Below are 26,473 nucleotides of genomic sequence, written 5' to 3'. Positions count from 1 at the left end.
CTGTGCAGGTGGTCGCGTAGCTGGATCACCCTCACTGCGCTCACCCAGCTGAGCCGAGTGTGACTGAGTCTTTTCGTTGGCCGGTTGAGCGCTTCGCGATACGGCCTTTGCAGATGACAGGGCTCGGGCGTGGCAGGAGCCAGGCTGGGAAAACGAATCGACGGCCCTGCGCTCCACAGGCGAGGATGCGGGACTATCGCTCACCCTGCCCGGAGGGCCCGTGGGATCCAGAGATGCCGACATTGACTTCACTTTCACGTCCCCGACCACCGTGCGGGCCGTTGTGGACACCCTCGCCGGGGCGGGCTGGTCCGCGGTCCTGCAGCCTGGGGGCGTTGCGTACATGCTCAACGATGCGGACGACATGTACGACTGGCACGACAGCGCGCCCGACGGCATCGGCGAGGTAGTAACGCTGCTGGATGCGCCGGAGAACCTGCCCTACGCGGTGGCCCTCAACGTCTACCACCGGGAAGCGGGGACAGGCGGCATGCTCATGTTCCTGCCTGGCCGCACGGACGTCTCCTTCGTGCCCACCATCGACCGTCGCCGCATCCCGGCGGCGCCGGAATTTACCGACCTCGCCTGGTACCTGCATGCCCTTGTCCCGCCCCTCGTCCCGGCAGGGCTCGAAGGGTACAAAGCCACAGAGATCCGGTACTAACAACGCCGGCTCAACTCAGCTCAGCCCCCAGCAACAGGCGCTACACCCATCGTCTTTGCCGCGAGTACCTACAACGTCGCGGCATCCCACACACGATCCCGGAGAAGACCGGCAGCCAAGCCGCCCGTCTGCGCAAAGGCTCACGCGGTGGACGGCCACCCGGCTTCGACGAGGACCGCTACAAGAAGCGCAACACCGTCGAACGGGCCATCAACAAGCTCAAGAACCACCGAGCTGTGGCCACGCGCTACGACAAGCGCGGCGACGTCTTTCTCGGCACCGTCACCGCAGCCGCGCTCGTCATCTGGCTCCGGACCTGAGGCCGTTTCACAGTGCGAACGGCTGGTATGCCAGAGCCCGGTCAACCACCTCCGCAGCGGTTGGCTCCTGCCCGTCCTTGGGCCAGAAGATCAGACCGGATACGTAGCCAGTCGGGCAGGCGAGAGCTCTGTCGAGCCGGTCCAGCACCCGGGCCATCTCGTCCTCGTCGCACTCAACGTCCATGACCTTCTGCACCAGCGTGATCGCCGTCTCGCGAGTCATCGGCAACTGCACCCACCCTTCATGAGCAGCAGCACCCTACTGAGTCACATGATCGGCCGGACAGCTCCCAGGACGCCCAGTCACACCGAGAGACCATCGATGTCACCGTCGCGGCCGTCACAAACCGAGCTCGATGTAGTCGATGTCGGTGAGTTCGACTTGGAGTCCGGCGGCGCGGCGGCCGCGGTCTTTGAAGTAGACCTCTTGGAGTGCTTCGGCGGCGATGTTCTGGAGCTGTTGTTCGGTGGCTCCTTGCTCCTGGGCGGTGAAGAGGCGGGCGGCGTAGGTCGGGGGAAGGTGCTGGGCGATGAGGCGCAGGCGTCCGTCGTCGGTGGTGCCTGGTGCTGCGGTGAATCCGAACCGGGCCCGGGTTTCGATCGTGATGCCGCCTGCTGTTGCGGCCTTCTTCTTGGCCCTGGCTCTCACGCGGGGCTGCCATTTCTTGCGGACCTCCCCCGACAGGCGGGTGGCGAGGTCCTTGCGGGGCCGCTTGAGGGTGCCTTTGAGGTAGCGCTCCACGGTGCGCTGTGAGATGCCCAGGAGCTGCGCTACGGCTTGGGTGGAGCCGGAGTTCTGCTTGACGAGGTAGCGCATCTGCGCGCCGGCGCTTTGGGGGATCGGCCGGGTCGCGGTGCCCGCGATGGCCTTGTCGAGGCTGTCGCCCAGGATGCCCATCTCGGTGTCCTACTCTCCGTCGTCGATCGCGTCGGTGCCCTTGATGTGGGTGGCGGGGTTGTGGCCTTCGTCGAGCATCGTGACGGCCCACATCAGTGGTTGGGTGCCCTGGTGCTTGACCATGCCGGGGCTGACGCCGAGGCGGAATCCGCCCGGGGCGGGCTTGCCGTCGTCGGTGTGCGGGAGGACGTCCAGCGGGGAGGGCCCCTCGGAGAGGTAGACGGCGCAGTCGGACAGGATTGCGATGGGCAGCAGTGCGTCCTCGCCCAGCGTCAGGTGGCCGGCCGGGGGTGCGTCCTGCTGGGTGGCCAGGGCTGTTTTGAGGATCTTGCGGTGCATGCCGGTGCGGGCCTTGGCGATGACTTCGGCCCGGATGTGGGGGCTCCATGCCACGCGCTTGAGGGCCGGCCACGGCTCGCCTGGCGGGATCTTGGTGTCCTTGTTGCGTTCCCTCAGCTTGCCGATGCCGCCCTTGACGGTCGACTTGATCGCGGACAGCACGGCGAGCATCGCGGGGTCGCTGTCCTGGTGCACGGCCATCGCGTCGAGGAACTCCTGCTCCCCCATGCCTGAGACGACGCCGAGGTCGGCCATGGTCGCCTTGTAGGCCTCGGCGAGGCGCTTGTACCAGGGGTCCAGGTAAGGCCCGGACTCGCGGCGCAGGTAGGCCTCGGTCGGGGTAAGGGTGGCGGGCAGCTGGTAGGTGTCGATGAGTTCGCCTGCGTAGGCGAGCGTGGAGGTGGAATACCAGGCAGGTCCCGTCGGGCGCTCACCGCGGAAGGTGAAGGGGTTCGGCAGCCGCGGGTCCATAGTGATCGCGGACAGATCGACCCGCCAGGTCCCGGGAATCGTCTTGTCGAACACCGGACGGGTCACGTGGATGGGCTCGGACAGGCCGACGGTCAACCGGTTGGCGGCGGCGAGGAACGCGGTGTTCACATCGATGCCGACCGCCCATGCCCGGGTGGCCTCCAGGTCGGTGAGCAGTTCCACGTCGCGCACCCAGTCATACGCCTCCTCGTGGAAGACGTCGTCGTCGGTCCGCTCACGGCCCTTCAACGCGGCAACGACCAGCGGGTGCTCGTCGGGTGCTTCGGGCAGAGCGGGCGGCAGAGGGCCGGGCAGGGAGCCGGGCATCGCACCAGAGACCCAGGTGCCGCTCTCCTCGTCCTTGACCGCCCGGGTCGGCGGGCGCAGCGATGTCATCAGTTCCAGGCTCGAGACGGCTGTGGACCCGCGGGGGGTCAGCACCCGTGTCGCGTAGGTGCCCAGGACCCGGGCGACCTCGGGGGCTTGCATCTGGTCGGTGTCGCCCCAGGAGCGGGTGTCCAGTGCGTCCCAGGGCAGGATGGCGAACTGCACGCACTGGCGCTGCTCGCCGCGCCGGAACACCCGCGCCCATGGCCCGAAGCCGCGTTGGGTGAGCTCCCACTTGGCCTGGGTGATCTCCTTGATGACTTTGTGGTTCTCGGGCAGGCGCAGCCCACGCCGGTCCTCCAGGCGCAGTGGCAGTCCCAGGTGCTGGGCGGCGGATGCGGTGAGCACGATCAGTGGGTCGCCGTCCATGCCCGATCGGTGCAGCCGCGGTGAGCCGAGCCTCGCCTCGCGCAGTGTCCACTCGACCAGGGCCGGGATCGTCCTGGCCGGGCATTCCAATACCAACCCGCCGACGCAGTACAGCGAACCGTCGCCATCCAGCACACCGAGCGGACCGTTGGCGAACCGCGGATCAACCGCGTCCAGGGCCGGGGCAGCCTTCGCAGCCACCGCCCTTGTCGGTGGCTGCGCCGTCGACCTGGCTGGCTTCGCTGTCGGCTGGCGGTGGGGCGTCGTCGGCAATCCGGCGACCGCTACAGGTTCCGCCAACTCCCCAGCCACACCTACAGATGCTGCCGTGGGCTGCACCGGGCCACAAGACAGGCCGGTGGTCGGGCCGGGAGGCAGGTCGGTGGACACTTCGGCCGGAGGCGGTGTGGCGGGCGCCGTGGCGGGCGGGGCGGGGAAACGCGCGGCAAGGCCTTCCAAAAGCCGGGCATAGGCAGCCCGCTTCGGCGGCCGCGGATCTGTCCTGCCGCTCTCCCAGTTCCCCACCGCTTCCCGGCGGGCGTTGAGCGCCGCAGCGATCTGGGCCTGGCTCAACCCGGCCGCCTCACGCAGGCGTCTGCGTTCCTCAGGCCCCGGAAGATCGTCCTGCGCAACCTGCTCCAACAGTGCATCGACTGCACCGAACAAGTCGTTCTCACCAGCGGACACCAAGATCACCTCCACCCCCACCCTATACACCAACCGCACATCGCATCGCGCATGAAACGCGCATCAACAACACTGAAAACTCGCGGCGCGCGCGGCAGGTGGCCCGTTTCCAGGCCACTGGAAGTACGCCTTCGGCTCGGAGTTCGCGAGTCAGAGAGAGCTCTTGTCCCACGCCCGGCGGGCGGTGAACGACCCTGGGTACCGGCGCGGTCTGCGTGCTGGTCCTGGCCGCCGTACTGCTGTGCGCCGTCGCCACCGGCGCACTGGCCCACTACGTGGGAGTCGGACCGGCCGGCTGCATGATCGCCGCCTCCGCCGCGGCCGCCGCAGCGAGCGCCCTGACCGTCTTCATCTTCACCCACCAGCGGCCGGCCCCGACCACCACCGCCAACCACACGCCCAAGACCAAGCCCCCGGCGCAGCAAGAGAACAACAAGCCCAAGGGGAAGAAAAACCCCAAGGGCGGCAAGAAGCGCAAGTAGCGCGCACCGCAGAGGCGGAGGGGCCAAGACAGCACACGCTGTCTTGGCCCCTCCGTTTTTTGCCGTCCGTGTTCGCTCCCGAGCGGACGATCTCCTGCCGTGCGCTGCGCTCCTTCACCCGCACCCCCGGCCTCGCGCACCTTCACAGCGCAAGGCCGTCCAGCCGCTCTCGACGACGGCGTCCACAACCGTCTGCGCGTCCAGGGCCAGGGTCCCGCGCACCGGCACGCCCGGCAGCACTCTCATCAAGTCGGGGTCGAAGAAGCGCTTGACGTCGGTCCGCAGAAGACCGGCCACCTCGACCACCACACCACGCCGGGCAGCCCTGCTCCCGTGATCCACCCGGGGGCGCCTGCCTCGAGCCCGACAGCACGATGGACACACGGCAGGCGCTGAGCGAGCAGAACAGCCCACACCTCGGCCCGGACGGCGAAGGCCATCAGCGGCGCAACGAGCCGCGTCCCGACCACCTCCCCCACCCGACCCCAACCACCAACACGACCACCAACACGCGTACGGGCACGACCACCAGCACGGGCACGACCACGCGTACGGACACAGGCATGGGCACGGGAGAGATCGAAAAGACACCTCACGGGGGCGGTACGGACTCGCACCACAGGCTCCCGGCGCGTTCACTGAAGCGAAGCAGCGACGGCCCGCGCGTGCTGAGGCACCTGGTCATCGCACGAAGTGGATCTCAGGCCCCTGCCCCGTTGTTGGTGCCGCTCGACGCCCGCGCCGGCCCGCCGCCACTCCCCCACCGGAGAGATCAGACATCCGGTCATGAATGCCTCATGCCACAAGACGGGGAAGCGCGCCCCGATGCAGCATCACCCTCGCCCCCGTCGATTGACGCAGGAGGACTCCCGGCACCGTGCATGAGGCCCCATGTTCTGCCCTACATGGGATCTTGCATGTTCTTACAGTCGCAGTGCGAGCACGGTTCCTGTTCACAGGGGCGGCCCGGATGGCAGGACCAGTCGTGCCCGCAGGTGCAGAGAATGCCGCCGTGGGCGGCAGAGACCGAGCAGACGTTGCAGGCCGCGGAGTCGGGCTGCGGGCCGGCCGGCTCAGAAAGCTGGCGCGGAAGATCCGCGAGCATCTCGCGGGGCACAGCAGCGCGGCCGCGGTTGAGGAGGATCTCGGTCAGTTCATGCTGCAGCCAGGCCCGGGCAGGGCTGGCCGTTTCGGTGAGCAGCCAGTCACGCAGGCCGGCTGGAACCGTGTCCAGCAACGCCAGGTCACCCGCCTCGACCGTCGCCACAAGACGCCGCAGGCGCGCGGTGAGTTCACGGCCCAACGCCACATCCGAGCCCTCGGCTCTGCGGGCGTTCAGCACGACACCGCTACCAGGAGGCTGAACGAGCAAGTGACCGGGCACCACACCGCCGCCGGCACCGCCCCCTGCTTCCTCGTGCCAGGGACAGGGCCGGTTCAGCACAATCCTGCCGACACACCAGTCAATGAACGCCTGCGGATCCGAACTCTGCCCACTCCGCCCCCAGTCGACGACACAGCCGCACACCTGCTCCAGCGGTGTCCACGCAACCTGCCCCGGCTGCACCGCCTCACCGCTGCGACGCCGCGCCTTGTTCTTCTTCCCTCGCCCCACCACAGCCTCCTCAACCGGAGACCGCCAGCCCCTCGACAACGGGCACCTCTCCGCGCCCTGCCAACGACAAAAGACCGGGACAGAAAGCAACCAGAGCCCACCTTCGTCAATCCGTGTGATTTTCAGTTGGGTGCGGCACCTTCTGAAGTGAGGGGCTGATCAGGGCCGATTGCCAGTGGCGGGTGCCACGATCGCCGCATGGGAGTTGTCTGTGGCTCCTTCGCTGCTACTGACGACGACGATGCGGTCCGGGCCGTGATGCGTGAGGACGAGCCTGTGAGAACGCCCGGGAACACCGCACCGAGGGCGCACGCCGCTCAACACCCTGCTCCCGGCTGGCGGCACCTGTCCGCCGGCCGCGCCCCAAAGCAGCCGGCACAGCGCCGGCCAATACCGAGCAGAGAGCAGGAAGGCGGCCCGGGGAGCAGAGTCCCCGGGCCGCCTTGAGTCCCGGCGTGTACGAACCGCCGATGTTCTCCTGCGAGGCTCTCGCGCCAACGTGGCCACCGCAGTCATCCCGTGTCGAGGTTGGAGCCACAGACCGGAGGGAGTGTCCGTTGCCTCGTTGTGTATCCACATACACAGCGAGGCAATAGCCAGGATCACGGGGTTGGGCGGGGTGCTCAACCGCGTTTGGGATGCTCCTGCGGATTCAGTTATGGATCAAGGTTCTGACGTGCGGGAACCACCTTTCAGCGGCACTTACTGGCTAGTCCCAGGCTGAGCGGCGCGTGCCCGCTATCGCAGCCTGCGGAGGTTCTCCCGACCGGAGTCTGCGCCCGGTACGACAACATCAGGGGGTGCCACTCACACGGGCGACGCCAACCGCCCCCGAGTGCACCCGAGTTGGAGCCACAACCGATGGAGGAACCGTGTCCCACCGTCCCATCCACGCCGAGTGCGTGGAGTCTGGTCCCGCCCCGCTGACCGTCCCCGAGGCGACCGTGGTCGTCATCGTGGTGGTCCTCGCCGCGATCCTTGCTCTGGCAGGCCTGCCGAGCCTGTCAGCCCTCGTTCTGATCGTCGAGGCCGCCACGACCGGCGTGAAGCTGGCCCGCAGGCTGTTCCAGCCCAAGGCGGCCGCGCAGGAGGTGAGCTGACCGTGGGACGACGCGAGAACCCCATCGCCCCGTGCGACAAGGCGCTCCATGCGCTGGCCCAATGGCTGCGGGACCGGCGCGAGGAGGCCGGACTGAACTACACCCAGCCGGCACGCCGTACGGAGCGGGTCCGCTGGATCTCACTGCCGCAGGGCGAGTCGGCCAAGTGCAGTGCCGACACCCTGCTGCGGGCGGCTTCCGGAGCCCGGGGAGTGCCGCGCCGCAAAGCGGTGCTGGCCTACGCCGCCGCATGCGGAGCGAACCTGGCGGAGGCGGACCGGCTGTGGAAGCAGGCCCGCTACCGGCAGGCCCAGGAAGCCGAGCCGCTGAAGGAGAAACCCAAGCACATCACCTACGTGCGGGACTTCGCCGATCTGCATCTGGCCATGGTCGAGCTGTATCGCACATCAGGCTGCCGTTCCTGCCAGGAACTGGAGGACCTCAGCGGCCAAAGGCTCAAGCACTCCACTATCTGGCGGGTGCTCAACGAGCAGACCGGGCGGCCCTCCCGGAGCTTCGTCGTGGAGTTCGCACAGGCCTGCGGTCTGCGCGGGATCGGACTCAGGGACTGGGCGCAGGCCTGGGACCGGGCGGAGGAGCGGCGGACCGGCGACACCAGCCGTAACCGGCGTGGCCCGGTGTTCGTCTCGGGGCGAGGCGCCGGGAACGAGGTCTACCTGGACCGCGGACGCCATCCGGGAGGGCAGGAAGTCTGGAAGCTCCAGACGAAGGCGGTCCCCGAGACGGTACTCGAGCAGAGGATGGAGGAGATCGTTCTTGGGCACCGAGTCCTCTCGCCCGCCGATCTGGCGGCCGCACGCAGCATCATGAACACCCAGCGGACCGCGCGCGCCCTCTCCAGGAAGCGCGCATCCGGGGCAGCCCCCAAATCCCAGGGAGAGCCGCAGCGAAGGGCCCGCGCCGCGTAGCGTGCCGGACTCGCGTACCGGCCGGCCGGGGCAGAGATCAGCGGGTGGCCAGGGCGGCTGCCAAAGATGAGCGGCCGCCAGCAGCTCGGCGCCGGGCTCCGGAAGCCGGGTATCCGCCCCGCAGGGATCAGACCGTCGAGGTCGTCGAGGTCGGTCCGGGGCGCGGGGCGTGGCTTCGGACTCGTCTGGTGAGTCGTCGTTCAGCACTGTGTGTTGCCGGTGACGGAGGCTCAGCGATGGGCGGGCCCACAGGTCAGTCGATGCCTTCGGTGATGCGGAAGTCGCGCTCGGCGCCGTCGGGGAGGGCCACCAGCGCATTCTGGTATGCCTCGCTCTCGTATGCCGCGACGGCCTGTTCAAAGTTGTCGAACTCGATCAGAACGACGCGTTGCGTGATTCCGGCCTCGTGGGCGACGACTCGAGCGCCGCGGGACAGGAGGCGCCCGCCCCCGGCCCGGACTGCCGGACCGGCCAGCTTGTCGTAGGCGGTCAGTCCCTCAGGGTCGGATATGGCGGGGTAGACGCTGACCCAGTAGCCCTTGGCCATGGAGACCTCCTGTGTGCGGCCGGATGCGTCCGGCTTTGAATTGGCACTCGGATCGATCGATCCCGGCGACGGGTAGTGCGGCCGGTTGGATCGTCGTATGCGCAGGTTAGGGCTTGGTGTGCGGTCCGGGGAAAGACCGGTTCGGGATAGGTTCAGAACGGATCGTTATCAATCGGCAGGGAGGGCACGTGGCGCCGGATACGGTGAGTCTGCGGTACTTCCTGGTGCTGGCGCAGGAGTTGAATTTCACCCGCGCGGCGGCACGGATCGGTATCGCACAGCCCGCTCTCAGCGCCCGGATGCGCCGGTTGGAGGCGGAGCTCGGTACGGCCCTGCTGGTCCGCACCACGCGTAGCGTCGTATTGACCACGGCCGGTGCGGCTTTGGCGGAGTCCGCGCCGTCCGCGCTGGCGGCGCTGGACCGGGCATGGGGCACCGCCCGGAGCGCGGCGGCCGGTGAACTGGGCACGCTGCGCATCGGATACAGCCTCAGCGCCGGGGCCGAGACGGCACCGGCCCTGGTGGACAGGCTGATGCGCGACAACAGCGGACTCCAGGTCGGTGCGATCCCAATGGCGACACCGGAGATCTCCCCCGGGGTAGCCGACGGCCGCATCGATGCCGGGATCACCCGTGGTGAACAGCCGGGCCGTGGCGTGCGCCGGTTGATGCTGCGGCGTTTGCGCATCGGGGTCCAGCTGGCGCAGCACCATCCGCTGGCCGACCATGCGGAGATCGAGATCGCCGACGCGGCCGCGTATCCGCTGCGACTCCCGGACCGTGAGGCCAACCCCGTGATCCACGATCAGTTGTCCGAGGTGTTCCGGGACACCCGACCACACCCCCGATTCCACACGCCCGCAGTCTCTTTCGACATGTCCCAGGGCGACCTGCGCGACGGGGTCACCCTCGCCCCGGCCGGAGAGGCCGCGGTCACGGCATCACCGGCCGGTGTCACCTGGCGACCGCTGCGGGGCGCGCCCAGCCTGACGATCCACCTGGTCCTCCCACGCGAGCAGTCGCCACTGCACCGACGCATCCGTGCCGTCGCCACATCCCTGGCGCACGAGTTGCACTGGTTGCCGGACTGACGCGCAGAGGTCAAGCGAGACGGACGCCTGATGATGCCCCCCGGGTCCGGTCCCAGTCGTACGTCGCGGCGAACGTCCTCGTCCAGCCCGAGATCTCGGCGGATGTGGGCCACCACTGCCTCAGGGACGCCGTACGGGGTCACTCCGTTACGGGCAGGCATTCGGCGAGCAGATCGACGATGTCGCGCCAGGCTCGCTGCGCATGTCGTGGGTGGTAGCCGACGCCCGGGGGTGTGGTGTGGTTGACCGGTGGGTGGTGGAAGGCATGCAGAGCCCCGCCGTAGACCACGCAACGCCAGTCGACGCCCGCGTCCCGCATCTCGGCGGTGAACGCTTCCCGTTGCGCGGGCGGCATGATCGGGTCCTCCGATCCGACCCCCGCCCACACGGGGCAGCGAATGCGTGCCGCCTCGCCCGGTCGGCCCGTGGTGAGTGCGTTGACCGTACCGATCGCGCGCAAGTCGACTCCGTCGCGCCCGAGTTCCAGCACAATCGCACCCCCGGTGCCGTAGCCGATTGCGGCGATCCGGTCGAGGTCGGTCCGTGGTTCGGCGCGCAGCACATCAAGTGCAGCATGGCCAATGCCCCGCATCCGGTCGGGGTCTGCGAGCAGCGGCATGCAACGGGCCAGCATCTCCTCGGGGTTGTCCAAATAGCGCCCGCCGTGGAGGTCAAAGGCGAGCGCGACATATCCCAGCTCGGCCAGGGCATCGGCCCGGCGGCGCTCGACATCGCTGAGCCCCATCCCCTCAGGCCCGATCAGGACTGCGGGCCGAGGCTCATCGCCGGCGGGGAGCGCGAGGTGCCCGACCATCGCGAGAGCATCGGCCGGGTATTCGACCGTACGTGTGGTGATCGTCATGAGGCTGGACCGTAGTGAGCATCCAGCCAGGTCGGGCCGGGGTTCACCGTCGGCAGAAGGTGGTCCGTCGCGGCTGGTGGGTTGCGGGCCCTGCCGGCCGGCATGCCCTTGCCGTGCTTCGAAGGCGGACGCCTGGTACTCGTGGTCGACGTGTCGCCCTGGCTGCGCTCGGATGCGCCGTGCCCGGGCCAGCGACTGTTCTGTGTCGTGGACATCAATCCTGGACGTGGTGCGGCTCGGATCCGAGGACGACGTGACAGCCGGCGCCACCGGGCACAGGGGATCTCAACTTTCGGGGGCGATGCTGGCGACGGTAGGCAGGCAGCTCATCACCGCCCCGGACCAAGCGCCCAGTAGTGAAATGGGTGGGTAGACCATCTGTCGCTCTGCCAGGATGACCGGCCATGACCGCAGCGCGAGCTACCGCCCTCTTCGACCAAGTGGCCTCGGTGTACGACGAGGTACTGCCGTTCTTCACCGGGTTCGGTCAACAGCACATGGAGTGGCTCGCTCCGGTGCCCGGCACCCGTGTCCTGGACCTGGGTGCCGGGCGCGGCGCCCTGACTGCTGCCGCTCTCGCCTGCGGCTGCCAGGTGACGGCGGTGGACTGCGCCCCTGCCATGATCGAGCGGATCTCGGCCCAGTTCCCGCAGGTTCACGAAGCACGAGTGATGGACGCTCACCGGCTGGACTTCCCCGACAGCTCCTTCGACCTGGTCTGCGCGGGATTCGTCGTCCATCTGCTCGATGATCCAGCTGCGGCAGCCCACGAGATCCGTCGAGTCCTCACTCCCGGCGGGGTGTTCTCCTTCTCCGTCCCCCGCGCGGTCGAGGACGCGCCGGAGTGGGAGTTCTACAGTGCCCTCTTCCGCGAGTTTCAGCCCCTGATACCCGTCGGCGAAGGACGGCTCAGTCGGCCTTTGGACGCGGAGCAGTTCCTCGCGACGGCGGGGTTCACCGGCGTCGGTGAGACCGCCATCGAGCAGCGTCTTCCCGTCCGCGACGCCGACACGTTCTGGGACTGGGGGCTCTCGCACGGCTCCCGCGCCTTCATCGACGCGCTCCCGGCAGATGCCCGAACCGAGTTCGAAGCCCGCGTACGAGCAGAGCTGTCCTCCGTGGACCCGATCGTATTTGCCGCCGGCGCCGAACTCTGGCGCGGCACCTCACCAGCCTGACCTCGCGCTGACGCCACCGATCCGCAGGCCGCTGGCTGTCCCGTGGTCCGTTACAACTTTCCGGTGCAGCGCGGTTCAACGAGCTCCTCGGCGGCTTCGAGGATGGCGGATCCGTATCCGCGGCGCCTGAACGGGGCGTAGACGTTGATGTCGTAGAGCCAAGCTGAGCTCGTGGTGCCCGCGGCTTGGCGCGGATCGGGGCCGATCCATGCGTTCCCCACAGTCTCGCCTGAACCGTTCTCCGCCACCACGAGATGATGCCCAGCTGTGTCGAGCCCGTCCGGAAGGAACTGAGCGGTGCCCTGCCGGGTCCGCTCTCGTGCCAGCTCCTGGGACATGAACTTGCCGAGTTCACGGGTCGTCTCGGCTTCACGATGCTCAGTCGCCGTGCCGTACTCCGACGGCGTCATCTTCCGCAAGGTGACCTTCTGCGCGTCCATGCCACCATCTTCAACTGGCCGCTGGTGACAGCAACACTGCGTTTTCTTGCCGTGCCCGGCGCTCTCGGATGTTCAGCGGCGCCTCAGCATCATGACGACGAGGATGATGACGAGAATGATGACTACGGTACCGATGCCGATGTACACAGGTTTCTCTCTCCTTCGGACGGCAGAACACCAGCAGGCGCTCCGAGTTGCCGAGTGCCCCCGTCGCGTTCTCTCACCGCCTCTGGGGGAATTCTTTGCCCGACCCCGCCAGGTCGCCCCGGTCAGGTACGCGAGAACCATCGTGACGGTGCCCGGCCTCAGGGGATGAGGACGACCTTGCCTCGGGTCCGGCCGGCGTCGCTGGACCGGTGGACGTCCGCGAGGTCGTTCAGCGGGCGTGACTCGCTGATGTCGAGGGTGACCATGCCCGTGTCCAGGAGTTTTACGAGTTCTGCCAGGTGGGCCACGTCGTTGCGGGCGACCATGTGCATCGCGGTCACTCCGCTGTCGGCAGCCGGTGTGATCGGGGTCGCGATCGATACGATCCGTCCGCCCGGTCGCACCAGAGACACAAGGGCCTGGGCGTCCGGCGGGCTCAACGGGACAAGATTGAGCAGAGTGTCCACCTGGCCGTCGAGCGCGGCACCGACTGGTCCGGCGGTGTAGTCGATCACTTGGTCCGCGCCCTGCAGCAGGACTGCCTCGGTACTGCGGGGACTGGCGGTGGCTATCACCTCGGCCCCGGCGTGCTTGGCCAGCTGCGTCACGAAGCCACCGACGCCGCCGCCCGCACCATTGACCAGTACCCGCTGGCCGGTGGCTGCCTTCCCGTACTCGAACACCGCCTGCCATGCCGTCAGGCCGGCAACGGGAAGGGCCGCGGCGTGCGCGAGAGGGACTGAGTGAGGCGCCGCGACCAGCGTGCCGGCGGGCGCACGCACGTACTCCGCAGCCGCACCGCCGCTGTCGAGCCGGCCGATGACCCGGTCGCCGACAGTGAACTCCTCTACTCCCGTGCCGATCTCGGCCACAGTGCCGGCGACGTCCCAGCCGAGCGTGTAGGGCAAGTCCACGGGGAGGAACGCCTGCAGCAATCCGGCGCGCAATGCGGCCTCGGTGGGATTGAACGAGGTCGCGGCAACTCGGACGAGTACTTCGCCGACGGCGGGTCGGGGTCGCGGAACGTTGTCGTGGCGGATCACGGACGCGTCGCCGTACTCATGGATTCTCGCTGCCTTCATCATCGTCATGCCGCGAATCTACGGCCGCATGCGGAGACGATCCATGCGTGATGAGGCCCAGTTCATACGCGTACGTCTCGCACACGTAGTGTCAGTGCATGGATGTACTCAGCGATGTGATCGCGGTGACCAGGGCCGGGCGGGCCCGGTCGGCACACGTGCGGTGGCATGCCCCGTGGGGGCAGGAGTTCACCTCCGTCCCGGGCTCGGCCGGCTTCCAGGTGGTCCTGCAGGGTTCCTGCTGGCTGCTGCCTCCGGACGCGGAACCCCTCCAACTGGGCGCGGGTGACGTGGTGTTCCTGCCCCACGGCAGCGGGCACACCCTGGCCGACAGTCCCGAATCGCTGGCAACGGCGCCCGCCTGTGGCCCCGGCGACCACCAGCTCTCCGAGCCCTACGCCTCGGACACTGTGGACCGGAGCGGCGACAGCGGTCCGGTCACCACAGTGCTCTGCGGGGCCTACCAACTCGACCCGTCCCGTGCCCACCCGCTGTTGCTGACCCTTCCGGATCTGATCCACTTGCCGGCCGACCCCGGCCACCGTCCCGAGCTGAGCTCGGCTGTGCAGCTGCTGGCCACCGAGGTGGAGAACCCCCGCCTGGGCACGGACGCGGCCGTCCCCGCGCTGCTGGACACCCTGCTCCTGTACATCCTGCGGCTCTGGTTCAGCGAACAGCCCTCCCAGAAAACCGACACCGGCTGGGCCGCCGCGCTGAACGACCCGTCGGTCACCGCCGCCCTCCACGCCATCCACCAAGCCCCGGGATCGCCGTGGACAGTCGCGGGACTCGCAGCGGAAGCCGGGCTCTCCCGGGCACCGTTCGCCAGGCGATTCGCCCTGCTGACCGGCCAACCGCCCCTCGCCTATCTGACCTGGTGGCGGATGACTACGGCAGCGCGCCTGCTGCGGACGTCCAACGCGCCCCTGCGGTCCATCGCCACCCAGGTCGGCTACACATCCGAGTTCGCCTTCGCAGGCGCATTCAAACGCACATACGGGACGGCTCCCGGCGCCTACCGGCGAGCAAGCTGAATCCGAAGGCCGTACCAGTGAGCGCTCCGCGGCCTGCCCGGGACTGCTGCCCGCCGGTAGAGTCAGCCGCCCCGAGACCGCGCCGGACCGACCGGACCCGGCGGCGAACCTCCCTCTCTGCGCCGGCCAGGGGAGACCATGAAGCAGGAGCCGCCCTCGGCAGCGGAACGCACCGTGCGGATACGCCGGCGCCTGGAGCGGCTGATCGGCATCGCGGCGACCGAAGGCAACTCGCTGATACCGCTGCGCAACGGCGACGAGATCTTCGCCGCGATGCTGAGGGGCATCCGCTCCGCCCAGCACACCGTCGACATGATGACGTTCGTGTACTGGCGGGGGGACATCGCCCGGCAGTTCGCCCTGGCACTGGCCGACCGTGCCCGCGCAGGTGCACGGGTGCGACTGCTGCTGGACGGGTTCGGAAGCCGCCTGATCGAGACGGATCAGTTGGAGGCAATGGAACGGGCCGGAGTGCTGGTGGCCTGGTTCCGCAAGCCGCTTTACCTGTCGCCCTTCAAGCAGAACCATCGCTGCCACCGCAAGGTCCTCGTCGTCGACGAGGAGATCGCCTATACCGGCGGGGTGGGCATCGCCGAGGAGTGGTGCGGCAATGCGCGCAACGAGAACGAGTGGCGCGACACGCACGTCGAGGTGCGCGGGCCCGCGGTCGACGGAATCGCGGCTGCCTTCGCCCAGAACTGGGCCGAGTGTCACGACGAACTGTTCGACGAGCGCGACCGGTTCGTCGGCCACGACGCGCAGGGTGATGCGATCGTGCAGGTGGTGCGCGGTTCCGCCAGCGTCGGCTGGCAGGACATGCAGACACTGATCCGCGTCATGCTCGAGTCGGCGGAAGAGCGCTTCCGGCTGGCCACCGCCTACTTTTCACCGGACCCCTACTTCATCGGTCTGCTGTGGGTCACCGACATCACGCAACACCGCACCAGGGAAGGGTGGGTGTACTGCGCGGCGGTCCTGGACGCGTTCAGCCGCAGGATCGTGGGCTGGTCCATCGACTCACGGCAGGACTCCACCCTCGTGGTCAACGCGCTGGACATGGCCATCCACAACCGCCGCCCCAAGCCGGGCGGAATCATTCACGCCGATCACGGCACCCAGTTCACCTCCTGGGTCCTCGGGGAGCGGATCCGCTCCGCCAGCCTTCTACCGTCGTTCGGCACCGTCGGGGACGGCCTGGACAACGCGATGATGGAATCGTTCTGGTCCTCAAAGCAGATCGAGCTGCTCAACCGCAAGCGGTGGAAGACCCGGGTCGAACTGGCCAACGCAATCTTCGAGTTCATCGAAATCTTCTACAACCGCCAGCGACGGCACTCAGCACTGGGCTACCGCACCCCCGTCGAGTACGAACTACTCTCCAAGAACGACACCATCCCGGCTGCCGGTTAGCCACCGCACCTGGAGCCCAAACGGTGGGGCAGGTCAACCTGTCACCCCATCGCGCGGCAGACCCGACCGCCTGCGCGACGCTGATCCACTGTGGCAGGAATTTTCCACGCATGTAGCGGTGTCCAGGGAGGCGGACAATGGGCTAGTGCAAATGCTCCGCAGGTACCTGCACAGTGCCGTTACGCCGAACCTCACGGAACCACGGACACCCCACTAAGTGACGCCTTTCACGCCAGGCTCATTCAAGTCACGGTTCTCAGCTTGCGACGAAAAGCCGCACAAGGATTGGGATCACGGCTACGATTGTGCGCTCCGGGAGGGACGCCCGGACATCCAATGGATCAGACAGGGGCTGACCCATGACAGACGCGTGGCACCTGATCGACGTATTTCCCAACGGGCAGCGATGTTGTCCCGGTTTGCGCATAACTCGAACATTCGCGCTTACTGCAGCACACCAGCTCACCAAAGGGGCTGGCCACAGAATCAAGGCTCGACTCACCCCCAATGGCAAGAAAATAGATGCCGTCGTGGCGAGGCGTCACCTCACGTCCGATCTCGCCTTGCTGAAGCTTGAGCTGAAGGACGAGAACTGCGCCTTAATCGGGGTGCGTTTCGATGATGTACGTCACGACGAGACCTGGCGAACAACCTTTGAGCATCCCGTGACGGGACTCCCCTTGACAGGCACAGTCGACGCGTCGTCAATCCTCTACAGCAAGTCCCAGGACAATATGGAGGTCCAGGCAGCCCGCCTGGAATGCGATGCATCACTGCAGGAGTCGTCCGCTTACGTCGGCAGCCCGATCGAGCGCGCCACTCGGCACCCTCTGCCAGTCGCCCTAGGACTTCTGGTGAAGCGCCCCGAACTGTCCACCGCGCAGCAGGACAAACTCTTCGCCATTACCATCCGAGAGGTCATCCGGTCGTTCGGATTCCTCGGGCTGGAGTCCGAGGCGAATGGCCGGACTCGTCACTCGATCAGCATTTCCGAGTTGTTGAATTCGAGAAGCAGAGTGAGGTGAAGCTGGTTTGGCACAACCGCTTCCCCAAGAACTGACAGGACGAAAAGCGGAGCGCCGATGAATCAGAACCTTGACAGTGCACTCAAGTTGGCGGAAAACGCACGGGGCGGAAAAGCTGGCTTGTCCCCCGCAGATGTCCTGTGGCTCACCCATGAAGTGGCGCATTTGGACGGAGATTCGGCTCCTCGTCATCTCGATTCCTTCACCATTCAAAGACTGGCACACCTGGCTGAAGTCCTGGCCGAACTCGGAATGCAACAGCTCTCCCTGGATGTCGTCGTCCTGGCCCTGCGTAACATGGAGCTGTCCGAGACGGGAAAGGAATGGGAATCATCGGCGGGTCTATGGAATCACCTCGGCGCGCTGCTGGCCGAGCATGACCAGCTGCCCCACGCCCGAACGGTTCTCACCTGCGCACTCCGTCGCGCGGACCGCTACGGCTCACTCGAAACACCGCGCATTCTCTCGAACCTGAGCGCCGTCAGCCTGCGGGCGGGCGATCTCCCGAGCGCCGGAATATGGGCCAAGAAGGTCCTGACGATGATCGGGGCCGACTGGAAGGAGAACCTGGAGGCTCGGCTCGCGGCCCACGCAGTCCTCATTAACGTCGCCACTGCCAGAGATGACATCCCCGGACTGCAGCATGCTGTCCTGGGCTTCCAGGAGGCTTTGAAGGCCCTCGTGAAGAGAGCGGGAGATAACGACGCCCAAGTCATTGCGGCACGCACAACGCTAGCCGACGCGAGATACAAGGTCGCCTCGGCCCTGAACGACACGGATGGGCGCAATCGCGAACTGACCGCCCTCGAGCTCAACTACCTGCATGCCGCAGCGACATTGGGCATGAATCATCGCGAGACCATCGTGGCCCAGGGTGCCCTGACTGCAGCCGAGTTCCACGCCGCCGGCGAGGCCGGCGACGGCGTCGAACGCATGCACGGCCCACGCAGGAGCCAAGCCATCCACATCGCCGAAGCGGCTATGACGCTCACCCAGCAAACAACCGTACTTGGCAGGGAGCATGTGCAGACCCACGCGCTGCGTCGGTCATTGGCCGGCATGCGCGCCGTGGCGAAACCAGAAGCCGATCTCCCGTACCAGATCGAGAAGCTCTACACGCCCTTGCAGAACGGCGAGCGTAACGAGGCGAAGAAGGCAGCGATAAAACGTGAGGAGGGCAACAGCACGATCCGCCTCATCGCGCACGCGGGTGCGTCCTATTTTCTCTACGATCAGAGCTTCTACACTGAGATTGTCAAAGCTCTCGATCGAGGCGTGAGATTCCATGCGATCATCAGCAATCCGTGGAATAATCTCGCCGTCTTAATGCAGCGCGATGCGGCGGATGATCCGCCAAGTGCGCAGAACATCGTGGAGTCAGTGAAACAGAGTACGTACTACGCGGAGACCTTCCGGAAGGTGACCGACTCCTACCAGGGCCTCCGGCGCGAGTACGCAGATCTCGTGGAATTGCGTTTGACCACCGTGGATATCCCTGCCTCGACACTACTCACCTCGGACATCGGTTTCCTTGAGCCCTACATCACCTCCAACCTCGAGGACCGAACCGGTCGCGGGCTTGGTGTTTTCGAGGCAAGGTTTGGGGAGATGAGTCGGTACTACGTGGACAGTCTCAGCGAATTCACGAGGCTATGGAAGCGCTCCAGTACCTGGCAACAGTTCAAGGACAATGAGGAGAGGCACAAAGCGAGCCTCCGCTTCCCCCTTGGACAACCTGCTCAACTCAATCGCGGGGAAGGTGAAAGACCCCGTTCCTGACACTGTTCAGGACACCGACGGACCCCACGAACAGGGCGTCGGGTAGAGAGTCCAGGTGCCAGAACACCCAGCGTTCGCACCGGTCGGGTTCCCGCACCTGGATCTCGCCCGTGCAGTCAGAGATCTCGACGCCGATCTGCATGTGATGGTTGGCCGCCAGGTCCGGGTCAGTGACACAGACGACCCGCGCACACCAGGCCTGGACGCCGGTCTCCTCCTTGAGTTCCCGGCAGGCGGCACCGATCAGCGTCTCACCGACTTCCAAGTGCCCACCGGGCAGCCCCCAGCTACCGGCGCCGAAGGTATTGGCCCGCAGCCCCAGGAGGATTCGGTCACCGGAGCGAACGATCGCCTGGACTCCTACCCGTATATGTGTAGCCATGGACACCTATTCCAGGAGATCGACGCTCAGAGGTCACTCGCTCAGGATAGTCATGAACAGCGACGAGAAAAGAAGAGCAAGGAAACATGCCGACAGTGTAAAAAAGAGCAGGCTGAGGGGAATCATCCACCCATACGGAGAGAACTGGTTCAGCTGTGGACTGACGAGGGAAAGAGCTGCGAACTGAGCCAGACGAATTAGCCCTGAAGCACCGCTTCCCACGCCCTCGCCAGCATTATCATTATGCCCCTCATAGGCCACTCCACTTTTTACTGAAACTGCAGATATCACCCAAGCCGTGAATAGAAATGTCGCATACAAAATGGCCAGGCTCCCGACCATGCGACACGGTCTCACGCCGTAGCCGCTCGAGAATTCAGCCAGATAGTAAAGCGCGGTGCGCGCGCGTCCCACCTTCGTGCGATCTCCAGGAATCTCGGCAGTCAAGACAGTGCGCTTGTAGCGTGAACGCGTGAGGTGACTGCGCGACTGGAAGTGGCACCGAAGAGCAGCGCGCCCATCGTGGTTCTCTCGATAGAGGCGCTTCAGAGTATTAAAGATTTGAGCATGGAGAAGGTGACTCTCGCCGTCATAGAGACTCCGGAAGGTGAAATAATTACCGTTGACTTGATAATCGGAAGCGCACAAATCACTTGAGTCGACCACTTCTCCGCCAAACCTTTTCTCCAGGTATTCAACGCCATCCTTCGCTTCGAAGGTGCCAGAGCGCCTCCGCTTCTCCAGTTGGAAATCCCGCAGGTCAGCATACGTGATGACCGAAGACGACCTGAACTGAAAGCCGTAAGCGAAGGCTCCACGAAATTCTGCGCGGGTTAAATTCGTCGAACCGAATTCAGTAACATAGAGGATCGCCCCCTCGAACTTCGCTTCATAGAGATCAGCACCCGTAAATTTTGCCAAGCTTAGATCGCTGCCTCGAAAGTCGCATGCACGGCAATCAGCACCTGTGAAGTCTGCACCAACAAGATACTTTCTGGAAAAATCTCGCCCTTTAAGATCCATGCCTGCAAACATTCCAGGTTGCCGCCCCCCTGAGAACCTTGGCATGCGCACGCAACCCCCCTTCCAGGCGCCCATCGCGCTGATGGACATAGCGCATTGTTCACCAATCAGCCACGAACGGCGAGGGGGCGTCACCTCTCCAATCCCCAGACCACTCAGTGGAGCTCCGCCGATATGGGCGGCCAGCGCTGCCTCGACCGCGGTCGCGTCCGCATCCTCCGCCGCCCGCGCCACACGCCCGTCCGGCCGTACCAGCACGGTCGTGCGGTGGCCTCTCGTCCAGCGTTTCACTGCGAGTCCGATTGGCGCTCACGTGTCGGATGGACCGCTACAGGATCCGGTACGTGCCGAATGGGTTCACCACGGATACCCGACTGTCCAGAACGCTCCTCGAGCCGACAGCCGTTCCGACCAGTGGGCCGCAGGACGAATCGCTGCTATTCGCACGGCCTTGCGTAGCCCAAAAACGCGTCCAGGGTGAATACGCCAGAGTGTCAGTGGGCACTGCGATGCTGCTCGCGCTCAGCTCGAACCGAAGGTTCCTGAGTAACCGAGACAGTCAACTTGTCTGCCATCTGCGGCAGGTGGAAGGGGTACGACGTGGGATTGAAGGCAACGGCGGAACAGGAGGCGGCGCGGGAGGCGTTCGCTGCGGGACAGGATCTGGCGCTGGTGGCCGGGGCGGGTACGGGGAAGACCTCCACGCTCGTGATGATGGGCTCGGCAACGCAGCGAAGGGGCTTGTACGTCGCTTTCAACCGGCCGATCGCGCACGAGGCCAAGGCCCGGTTCGGGGCGAACGTGCGGTGCAGTACGTCGCACGCTCTGGCCCACCGCGCGGTCGGCCGGCAGTACCAGGACCGGCTGGACGCCACCCAGCACATGCCGTCGAAGCGTACGGCCCAGCTCCTGGGCCTGGACCGGGACTTGGCGGTGGGCAAACGGCGTCTGGGCCCTACGACGCTGGCGCGGCTTGTGATGGAGATGATCCAGCACTTCTGCTACAGCACCGACGAGCAGATCGCGGCCCGGCACATGGGGAGGGTGAACGGGCTGGACGCGGAGGGTGAGCAGTATCTGTCGCAGGTGCTTCTGCGCCGGGCTCGGTGGGCGTGGGACGACATCTGCTCGCACCAGGGGCGGCTGCCGTTCAAGCATGATCACTACTTGAAGATGTGGGCGCTGACCCGACCCGTGCTTCCGGCGGACTTCGTCCTGCTGGACGAGGCTCAGGACACGAATCCGGTGCTGGAGGAGATTTTCCTGGCGCAGGACGCGCAGCGGGTGTGCGTCGGGGATCCTGTGCAGCAGATCTACGAATGGCGCCATGCCAAGGACATCATGAGCGGCTTCCCGGGGCAGCGGCTGGAGTTGACGCAGTCCTTCCGGTTTGGTCCGGAGATTGCGGAGGTGGCCAACCGGTGGCTGCGCAGGGCCTCGGCAAAGTCCTGTGATGTCCGTCTTGGGAGAGCGCTTGGTGTTGGGGTGTGCTCGTCAGCGCAGCGAGTGACGTTTTTGGTGCGGCTCGGGGAGCCCGAACGTCAGCCCGTTCTCGTCGAGGGCGTTGGCGATGGTCAGCTGTTCCTTGGGGAAGAGGAAGCTCACGTCGACCGACCCCTGGGCGGACTTGCTTTCCATCCATTCGATGAGCTCGACGTCCTGGAGGACCTGGCCCTGGAGGGCGTGCAGCTCAGCGCGCGCGTCGTGGCGCCACTGCAGGTCGAAGTCGGGCCACAGGACCGGCTGGTGGGGGTCGATGGTGTTCCAGGTGATGGAGAGGTCGTCGAACTTGTGGTGGTTGATCTCGACCTGCTCCCCGTCGAAGTCGAGCAGGACGGGACAGTCGGGGAACCATTCGTTGTCCTGGAGGTCCCAGACCAGCCAGGCACGGGTCAGCGTGCGGCCGATGAGCGCGCGCAGCCGTTCGCCTTCGGCGGACATGACGGCATTACGGCCGGTCAGCCACTGCGGCCGGTAGCTCTCAATCCCGAAGTTGAACACGCGAGGGTCCTCTCAGGGCGGTGCAGGTCCCGAACGCCCCCCGCCACCCGCCAGTCGGGGTGGGGTAGGACGGCAGAAACGAAGCAGGCACCGAATTCCATGATCATGTGAGTGTCGAGTTCCCATGATCCCTACGGAAGACCGTGCCTGCACCTGCATCCTCCCTGATCCCTCCCGTTCTTGACCAGCTCCGCGATCAGCCTCCCGTGCAGACGGCCGAACATCCTGGCCTGCTGGAACGCCTGGCCGAAGTCCCCGATCCGCGGGCCGCTCGCGGGATACGGCACGCTCTCGTCTACGTCCTGGCACTGGCAGCCTCGGCTGTACTGGCCGGCGCGACCTCGCTCCTGGCGGTCAGTGAATGGTCCGCCGACTCCCCGCAGACCGTCCGGGCCGCTCTCGGCGGACCGCTCGACGTACTGACCGGGCACTACCCGGTGCCCGGAGAGGCGACCTTGCGCCGGGTCCTTTCCCGCGTCAACGGCGACGCCCTCGATCAGGCCATCGGACGCTGGCTCGCGGACCGCCATCAGACCATCCCGCAGGCCACCGGTCTGCGCGGGATCGCCGTTGACGGCAAGAGCTTGCGCGGATCCGCCCGCGCAGGCGGTCGCAAGATCCACCTCCTCGCCGCGCTCGACCACACCAGCGGCCTGGTCCTGGCCCAGCTCGACGTCGGCGAGAAGACGAACGAGATCACCTGCTTCCAACCACTCCTAGACACCGTGGCCGACCTCGCTGACGCGGTGGTCACCAGCGACGCACTCCACACCCAGCGTGAGCACGCCACCTACCCGACTGGACGCGCCGCGCACTACATCGTGATCGCCAAGGGGAACCAGAAGAAGCTCCGCAAACAGCACAAAGCCCTTCCCTGGAAGGAGATCCCACTACAGGACCGCACCCGCGCAACCGGCCACGGCCGCAGCGAGATCCGGCGTATCAAGGTCTGCACCGTGAGCAACCTCCTGTTCCCCGGCGCCCAGCAGGCCATCCAGCTCAAACGCCGCCGCGTGCACCGCAAGACCGGGAAGGTCACCCTGCACACCGTCTACGCGGTCACCAGCCTGACTGCAGAACAGGCGACTCCCGGCCAGTTGGCAACGCTGATCCGCGGCCACTGGTCAGTCGAATCGCTGCACCACGTCCGGGACACCACCTTCGCCGAGGACGCCTCGCAACTACGGACCGGCAACACACCCCGCGCGATGGCCACCTGGCGCAACCTCGCCATCGGCGCCCTCCGACTCGCCGGCGCAACCAACATCGCCGCCGGCCTGCGGTACAACGCCCGCAACGCCCACCGCCCCCTCGCTCTCCCCGGGATCAGATGATCGCGAAACGGGCGAAGTTCCACTTTGCCGAGGCCCTGCCCTGTGACCCGAGGCGACCTATCGCAGACATCCGCTCCGCTGGCCGGGGAAGGCCCCCGGCCAGCGGAGCGGCACTCAGCCAACACCCAAGCAAGCCCTACGCGGCCCTGCGTCGTCCTGGGCTGCGGTCCCATCGCAGCGCGAAGGACTTAATGGAGTCGGCCGTGAACACTGGGCCCGCGCCAATGCGGCCGACAGGGCGTGGAAAGTCCGGATGGCTTCCGTCTAGTTGAGCCACCCTCTGCCGCGACACTTCTAGCGCCTCGGCGGCTTCCCGGTATCCCATCAACTCCTGTTCCCTGGGGTGATCGCGTTCAGCATTGGCCCGTTCCGCAGTGACGACCCGCAGATCCGTCAGCGCTGGAACCGCCCCGAGTACGGCCTCAAACGCCCGATTGACGACTTCGAGGGCATCTTGCGTGGCTGCCGTCAGATCGGATGCCCTCAGCCTCCACATCAGGAAGAGTTGTCGGTACTCCTCCTCGAAGCGGCTGGCGCCGGGGATGTGCTCGTGTAGTTCCTCGTATTGCGCTTCGTCCAAGGCATCGACGGCGTCAGCGGTGACCGACGCCCTCCACTCCTGTTCCATGTCCTTCTCCTTCTGCTTGGACGGGGTGGGTTCGTGTGATGGGTGTGGGATGGGCAGGAGGGCGGGGGCCCGGCCTTCTGGCCCCCGCTACCGCCTGGCTAGTCCTCCGGAGGGAAGACCAGCCCCGCGCCGTTCAGCATCTTGATCAGGTCCAGCCATTCGCCGAACGATTCCGGCGTGTAGTGGTACGTGATCATGGTGCCGTCCCGGGAGAACATCCACATACCGCTACGGGTCTGTCGGCTCTTGAAGCCCTGTGCATCGAGAGCCGCGAGGAGAGCGCCCATCCGATCCGTCATTCCGATTCCACCCCCAAACCTTTCCAATGTCAAGGGATAATGGAGGGCACCGTACCCTCAACCCTTTCCATCAGCAAGGCTTCCAGGTCGGAGCACTGTGCAGCTCCCGCCCATCGTGAAGCGCACCGCCCGCGACATGGCCGCAGGCAGCCCCGCAGACCGAACTTTCACGCCCCTCGCCCGAGCCGCGGCTTCCGTTGTTGTCATCCATGCGGCTTCACTGCGCTGCAGGTGCCGTGTCAGCGCGGGTTCACTGAGCGCCGACAGGCCCATGGGCCCTTGTTAGTACCGGATCTCTGTGGCTTTGTACCCTTCGAGCCCTGCCGGGACGAGGGGCGGGACAAGGGCATGGAGGTACCAGGCAAGGTCGGTAAATTCCGGCGCCGCCGGGATGCGGCGACGGTCGATGGTGGGCACGAAGGAGACGTCCGTGCGGCCGGGCAGGAACATAAGCATGCCGCCTGTCCCCGCTTCCCGGTGGTAGACGTTGAGGGCCACCGCGTAGGGCAGGTTCTCCGGCGCGTCCAGCAGCGTTACCACCTCACCGATGCCGTCGGGCGCGCTGTCGTGCCAGTCGTACATGTCGTCCGCATCGTTGAGCATGTACGAAACACCCCCAGGCTGTGCCACCGCGGACCACCCCGCCCCGGCGAGGGTGTCCAGAACGGCCCGCACGGTGGTCGGGGACGTGAAAGTGAAGTCAATGTCGGCATCTCTGGATCCCACGGGCCCTCCGGGCAGGGTGAGCAATAGTCCCGCATCCTCGCCTGTGAAGCACCGGGCCATCGATCCGTTTTCCCAGCCTGGCTCCGGCCACGCCCGAGCTCAGTCGTCTGCGTAGACCGCATCGTGAAGCGCTCAACCGACTCCCCCATGGCTAAGTCAACCGTTGCGAGGCCGTTCTAGCCGAGCCTTCCCTGACTGATGGTCTGTACGGTGAGCACTGGGTTCATGGGTTCGATCAGTTGTTCAACGGCGACAGCCACAAGGTGGGCTGGGGCGTTGGCGTTCAGCAACGCACTCACGTACTCGAGGGCCTGCGCTGGTGGCAGCACCGGCAGTCTCTGGCGCAGGATACGTACCGCTTGCATGCGTCCACGCATTGCGGCGTTTTCTCGTATTTCATCGTGCAAATCGTCCACAGAGGTGCGGACGGCCTGCCCACGAATACGAACGCGGTAGTCCGTCTCCCAGGCTCCCTCAAGCTCGGAGACCGCTCCAATTTGGTGGAGCCCACCGTCGATGCGGTCGACCAAATAGGGGCCATGGCCGATCAACATCGTGTCGGGGTCCCGAGTGCGGGCGTATTCCTCGGACTGCCAGTACACCTTCCAGACCAGCTCGTGTTCCTCTACACGCAGCACTGCCGTGCGGATCGAGGCCAAGCCCCGATACGCCCACTCCCGGTTCTCTCGGTCCAGCTCTTCCTCAACCATACGAACCGCGGTCTCTCGCTCGATCACGCGTGCAGCATCCACTATGGATCCGGTGCTGACCAGCAGGTTTCTAGGCCTGCAGCGACAACGCACCTTCACAGGCGGGCTCTACCGCTGGAGCTTGTGACCGTCCCCCCGCGAGGGCCGCTCGTTCTTGACGGCGCTGCACGCCAGCAGCTCGGTGCCGGTGGCGTCGAAATACAGGGTGAAGAACCAAGACCGGTCTGCTGGAACGATGTTGCCGGTACGCAAGCGCTCGTCGCGGTGCAGAGCCCGGAGGATCTCAACGCTCTCGTCAAGGCCGAGGGTCGTCAGGCCGATCCTCAACGACCGCCTCAGCCTTGTCGCAGCGATGCCAAGGACCATCCACTGTGGCGGCTGCCCGTCGTAGAGCATTACCTCGCCGCCGCCGGCGATGGCGGCGCGTGCCGCCTTGCAGGCACTGGTCTGGTCCTTGAGCAGCGCGGTGATGTCAGGCTGACTTGGGTTCTCGTCCTCCGTGGCCATGCCGCGA

The 26,473-nt window shown here is 66.2% G+C and carries 28 protein-coding genes and 1 pseudogene; 13 read left to right on the top strand and 16 right to left on the bottom strand.

Translation table 11 applies throughout. From position 1 onward, the window contains the following. The first annotated feature begins 220 nt into the window (after window positions 1–220). Window positions 221–664, top strand: a complete 444-nt coding sequence (locus tag OG707_RS42335) for a hypothetical protein (RefSeq protein ID WP_329112887.1) — start codon at window positions 221–223, stop codon at window positions 662–664. A gap of 65 nt (window positions 665–729) precedes the next feature. Continuing rightward, a pseudogene (locus tag OG707_RS42330) lies at window positions 730–984 on the top strand (IS5/IS1182 family transposase); the annotation flags it as partial. A 7-nt stretch (window positions 985–991) separates the two neighbouring features. Here OG707_RS42330 and OG707_RS42325 read toward each other — a convergent pair. From OG707_RS42325 to tap, 3 genes are all read right to left on the bottom strand, one after another. Then, complete coding sequence (locus tag OG707_RS42325; RefSeq protein WP_329112889.1) at window positions 992–1,207, bottom strand: e9imm peptide; 216 nt, start codon at window positions 1,205–1,207, stop codon at window positions 992–994. Window positions 1,208–1,324: 117 nt separating this feature from the next. Then, window positions 1,325–1,882, bottom strand: a complete 558-nt coding sequence (tpg, locus tag OG707_RS42320) for a telomere-protecting terminal protein Tpg (protein ID WP_329112891.1) — start codon at window positions 1,880–1,882, stop codon at window positions 1,325–1,327. A gap of 9 nt (window positions 1,883–1,891) precedes the next feature. Continuing rightward, window positions 1,892–4,135 carry a telomere-associated protein Tap gene (tap, locus tag OG707_RS42315; RefSeq protein WP_329112893.1) on the bottom strand — a complete coding sequence of 748 codons (2,244 nt, stop codon included), beginning with the start codon at window positions 4,133–4,135 and terminating at the stop codon, window positions 1,892–1,894. A 215-nt stretch (window positions 4,136–4,350) separates the two neighbouring features. Between tap and OG707_RS42310 the strand changes: the two genes are divergently transcribed. Continuing rightward, window positions 4,351–4,617, top strand: coding sequence for a hypothetical protein (locus tag OG707_RS42310; protein ID WP_329112895.1), 267 nt, complete (start codon window positions 4,351–4,353; stop codon window positions 4,615–4,617). A gap of 114 nt (window positions 4,618–4,731) precedes the next feature. Here the strand turns inward: OG707_RS42310 and OG707_RS42305 are convergent, their stop codons facing one another. Together OG707_RS42305 and OG707_RS42300 are read right to left on the bottom strand one after the other, a co-directional pair. Then, window positions 4,732–4,914, bottom strand: coding sequence for a hypothetical protein (locus tag OG707_RS42305; RefSeq protein WP_329112897.1), 183 nt, complete (start codon window positions 4,912–4,914; stop codon window positions 4,732–4,734). Between the two features lie 604 nt (window positions 4,915–5,518). Continuing rightward, window positions 5,519–6,232: a hypothetical protein gene (locus OG707_RS42300; RefSeq protein ID WP_329112899.1), complete on the bottom strand. Its 714-nt coding sequence runs from the start codon at window positions 6,230–6,232 to the stop codon at window positions 5,519–5,521. Window positions 6,233–7,104: 872 nt separating this feature from the next. Here OG707_RS42300 and OG707_RS42295 point away from each other — a divergent pair. Then, a complete protein-coding gene (locus OG707_RS42295; RefSeq protein ID WP_329112901.1) occupies window positions 7,105–7,332 on the top strand; it encodes a hypothetical protein in 228 nt (75 codons plus the stop codon). Between the two features lie 2 nt (window positions 7,333–7,334). Beyond that, a complete protein-coding gene (locus OG707_RS42290) occupies window positions 7,335–8,261 on the top strand; it encodes a helix-turn-helix domain-containing protein (RefSeq protein ID WP_329112903.1) in 927 nt (308 codons plus the stop codon). 253 nt (window positions 8,262–8,514) lie between these two features. Here the strand turns inward: OG707_RS42290 and OG707_RS42285 are convergent, their stop codons facing one another. After that, complete coding sequence (locus tag OG707_RS42285) at window positions 8,515–8,808, bottom strand: DUF1330 domain-containing protein (RefSeq protein WP_329112905.1); 294 nt, start codon at window positions 8,806–8,808, stop codon at window positions 8,515–8,517. A gap of 188 nt (window positions 8,809–8,996) precedes the next feature. Here OG707_RS42285 and OG707_RS42280 point away from each other — a divergent pair, with 188 nt between their 5' ends. After that, window positions 8,997–9,899, top strand: coding sequence for a LysR family transcriptional regulator (locus tag OG707_RS42280; RefSeq protein WP_329112907.1), 903 nt, complete (start codon window positions 8,997–8,999; stop codon window positions 9,897–9,899). A gap of 139 nt (window positions 9,900–10,038) precedes the next feature. Here the strand turns inward: OG707_RS42280 and OG707_RS42275 are convergent, their stop codons facing one another. Then, on the bottom strand, window positions 10,039–10,761 hold the full coding sequence (locus OG707_RS42275; protein WP_329112909.1) for a dienelactone hydrolase family protein: 723 nt from the start codon (window positions 10,759–10,761) through the stop codon (window positions 10,039–10,041). Window positions 10,762–11,165: 404 nt separating this feature from the next. On the opposite strand from OG707_RS42275, the gene OG707_RS42265 reads away from it, so the two are divergent. Continuing rightward, window positions 11,166–11,939, top strand: a complete 774-nt coding sequence (locus OG707_RS42265) for a class I SAM-dependent methyltransferase (protein WP_329112911.1) — start codon at window positions 11,166–11,168, stop codon at window positions 11,937–11,939. A 50-nt stretch (window positions 11,940–11,989) separates the two neighbouring features. Here OG707_RS42265 and OG707_RS42260 read toward each other — a convergent pair whose 3' ends face one another. After that, entirely contained in the window at window positions 11,990–12,379 is a 390-nt protein-coding gene (locus OG707_RS42260) for a GNAT family N-acetyltransferase (protein WP_329112913.1), read from the bottom strand. A gap of 305 nt (window positions 12,380–12,684) precedes the next feature. After that, complete coding sequence (locus OG707_RS42255) at window positions 12,685–13,617, bottom strand: NADP-dependent oxidoreductase (RefSeq protein ID WP_329112915.1); 933 nt, start codon at window positions 13,615–13,617, stop codon at window positions 12,685–12,687. A gap of 89 nt (window positions 13,618–13,706) precedes the next feature. On the opposite strand from OG707_RS42255, the gene OG707_RS42250 reads away from it, so the two are divergent. The 4 genes from OG707_RS42250 to OG707_RS42235 all read left to right on the top strand — a co-directional run bounded on the left by OG707_RS42250 (window position 13,707) and on the right by OG707_RS42235 (window position 18,856). Then, window positions 13,707–14,642 carry an AraC family transcriptional regulator gene (locus OG707_RS42250; RefSeq protein ID WP_329112917.1) on the top strand — a complete coding sequence of 312 codons (936 nt, stop codon included), beginning with the start codon at window positions 13,707–13,709 and terminating at the stop codon, window positions 14,640–14,642. A 138-nt stretch (window positions 14,643–14,780) separates the two neighbouring features. Next, window positions 14,781–16,052, top strand: coding sequence for an IS3 family transposase (locus tag OG707_RS42245; protein ID WP_329127557.1), 1,272 nt, complete (start codon window positions 14,781–14,783; stop codon window positions 16,050–16,052). Window positions 16,053–16,411: 359 nt separating this feature from the next. After that, on the top strand, window positions 16,412–17,077 hold the full coding sequence (locus OG707_RS42240) for a hypothetical protein (RefSeq protein WP_329127554.1): 666 nt from the start codon (window positions 16,412–16,414) through the stop codon (window positions 17,075–17,077). 57 nt (window positions 17,078–17,134) lie between these two features. After that, window positions 17,135–18,856, top strand: a complete 1,722-nt coding sequence (locus OG707_RS42235; RefSeq protein WP_329127553.1) for a hypothetical protein — start codon at window positions 17,135–17,137, stop codon at window positions 18,854–18,856. Here the strand turns inward: OG707_RS42235 and OG707_RS42230 are convergent. Together OG707_RS42230 and OG707_RS42225 are read right to left on the bottom strand one after the other, a co-directional pair. Next, window positions 18,822–19,238 carry a nucleotide triphosphate diphosphatase NUDT15 gene (locus tag OG707_RS42230; protein ID WP_329128237.1) on the bottom strand — a complete coding sequence of 139 codons (417 nt, stop codon included), beginning with the start codon at window positions 19,236–19,238 and terminating at the stop codon, window positions 18,822–18,824. The genes OG707_RS42235 and OG707_RS42230 overlap by 35 nt on opposite strands. 33 nt (window positions 19,239–19,271) lie before the next feature. Then, window positions 19,272–20,552, bottom strand: a complete 1,281-nt coding sequence (locus OG707_RS42225; RefSeq protein WP_329127551.1) for a pentapeptide repeat-containing protein — start codon at window positions 20,550–20,552, stop codon at window positions 19,272–19,274. A gap of 309 nt (window positions 20,553–20,861) precedes the next feature. Between OG707_RS42225 and OG707_RS42220 the strand changes: the two genes are divergently transcribed. Together OG707_RS42220 and OG707_RS42215 are read left to right on the top strand one after the other, a co-directional pair. Further along, the gene (locus OG707_RS42220) at window positions 20,862–22,373 is read left to right on the top strand and encodes a UvrD-helicase domain-containing protein (RefSeq protein WP_329127549.1); all 1,512 of its coding nucleotides are present in this window, start codon (window positions 20,862–20,864) and stop codon (window positions 22,371–22,373) included. Between the two features lie 95 nt (window positions 22,374–22,468). Then, window positions 22,469–23,596 carry an ISAs1 family transposase gene (locus tag OG707_RS42215; RefSeq protein ID WP_329127547.1) on the top strand — a complete coding sequence of 376 codons (1,128 nt, stop codon included), beginning with the start codon at window positions 22,469–22,471 and terminating at the stop codon, window positions 23,594–23,596. A gap of 136 nt (window positions 23,597–23,732) precedes the next feature. Here the strand turns inward: OG707_RS42215 and OG707_RS42210 are convergent, their stop codons facing one another. From OG707_RS42210 to OG707_RS42190, 5 genes are all read right to left on the bottom strand, one after another. Beyond that, complete coding sequence (locus OG707_RS42210) at window positions 23,733–24,224, bottom strand: hypothetical protein (RefSeq protein ID WP_329127545.1); 492 nt, start codon at window positions 24,222–24,224, stop codon at window positions 23,733–23,735. 98 nt (window positions 24,225–24,322) lie between these two features. After that, window positions 24,323–24,523: a hypothetical protein gene (locus OG707_RS42205; RefSeq protein WP_329127543.1), complete on the bottom strand. Its 201-nt coding sequence runs from the start codon at window positions 24,521–24,523 to the stop codon at window positions 24,323–24,325. Between the two features lie 282 nt (window positions 24,524–24,805). Continuing rightward, the gene (locus tag OG707_RS42200; RefSeq protein WP_329127542.1) at window positions 24,806–25,126 is read right to left on the bottom strand and encodes a hypothetical protein; all 321 of its coding nucleotides are present in this window, start codon (window positions 25,124–25,126) and stop codon (window positions 24,806–24,808) included. A 299-nt stretch (window positions 25,127–25,425) separates the two neighbouring features. After that, a complete protein-coding gene (locus OG707_RS42195; RefSeq protein WP_329127540.1) occupies window positions 25,426–25,986 on the bottom strand; it encodes a YrhB domain-containing protein in 561 nt (186 codons plus the stop codon). 81 nt (window positions 25,987–26,067) lie between these two features. Continuing rightward, window positions 26,068–26,466 carry a hypothetical protein gene (locus tag OG707_RS42190; protein ID WP_329127539.1) on the bottom strand — a complete coding sequence of 133 codons (399 nt, stop codon included), beginning with the start codon at window positions 26,464–26,466 and terminating at the stop codon, window positions 26,068–26,070. Window positions 26,467–26,473 lie beyond the last annotated feature (7 nt).

The sequence above is a fragment of the Streptomyces sp. NBC_01465 genome, assembly GCF_036227325.1.
Classification (GTDB): domain Bacteria; phylum Actinomycetota; class Actinomycetes; order Streptomycetales; family Streptomycetaceae; genus Streptomyces.
This window is presented reverse-complemented; position numbering and strand designations above follow the sequence as displayed.

Bases quoted from the DNA above. Each gene is read 5' to 3' on its own strand.
- OG707_RS42325 (WP_329112889.1), bottom strand. From the start codon at position 1,207: ATGACTCGCGAGACGGCGATCACGCTGGTGCAGAAGGTCATGGACGTT.
- tpg (WP_329112891.1), bottom strand. From the start codon at position 1,882: ATGGGCATCCTGGGCGACAGCCTCGACAAGGCCATCGCGGGCACCGCG.
- OG707_RS42285 (WP_329112905.1), bottom strand. From the start codon at position 8,808: ATGGCCAAGGGCTACTGGGTCAGCGTCTACCCCGCCATATCCGACCCT.
- OG707_RS42275 (WP_329112909.1), bottom strand. From the start codon at position 10,761: ATGACGATCACCACACGTACGGTCGAATACCCGGCCGATGCTCTCGCG.
- OG707_RS42265 (WP_329112911.1), top strand. From the start codon at position 11,166: ATGACCGCAGCGCGAGCTACCGCCCTCTTCGACCAAGTGGCCTCGGTG.
- OG707_RS42260 (WP_329112913.1), bottom strand. From the start codon at position 12,379: ATGGACGCGCAGAAGGTCACCTTGCGGAAGATGACGCCGTCGGAGTAC.
- OG707_RS42255 (WP_329112915.1), bottom strand. From the start codon at position 13,617: ATGACGATGATGAAGGCAGCGAGAATCCATGAGTACGGCGACGCGTCC.
- OG707_RS42250 (WP_329112917.1), top strand. From the start codon at position 13,707: ATGGATGTACTCAGCGATGTGATCGCGGTGACCAGGGCCGGGCGGGCC.
- OG707_RS42245 (WP_329127557.1), top strand. From the start codon at position 14,781: ATGAAGCAGGAGCCGCCCTCGGCAGCGGAACGCACCGTGCGGATACGC.
- OG707_RS42240 (WP_329127554.1), top strand. From the start codon at position 16,412: ATGACAGACGCGTGGCACCTGATCGACGTATTTCCCAACGGGCAGCGA.
- OG707_RS42235 (WP_329127553.1), top strand. From the start codon at position 17,135: ATGAATCAGAACCTTGACAGTGCACTCAAGTTGGCGGAAAACGCACGG.
- OG707_RS42230 (WP_329128237.1), bottom strand. From the start codon at position 19,238: ATGGCTACACATATACGGGTAGGAGTCCAGGCGATCGTTCGCTCCGGT.
- OG707_RS42210 (WP_329127545.1), bottom strand. From the start codon at position 24,224: ATGGAACAGGAGTGGAGGGCGTCGGTCACCGCTGACGCCGTCGATGCC.
- OG707_RS42205 (WP_329127543.1), bottom strand. From the start codon at position 24,523: ATGACGGATCGGATGGGCGCTCTCCTCGCGGCTCTCGATGCACAGGGC.
- OG707_RS42200 (WP_329127542.1), bottom strand. From the start codon at position 25,126: ATGCTCAACGATGCGGACGACATGTACGACTGGCACGACAGCGCGCCC.
- OG707_RS42190 (WP_329127539.1), bottom strand. From the start codon at position 26,466: ATGGCCACGGAGGACGAGAACCCAAGTCAGCCTGACATCACCGCGCTG.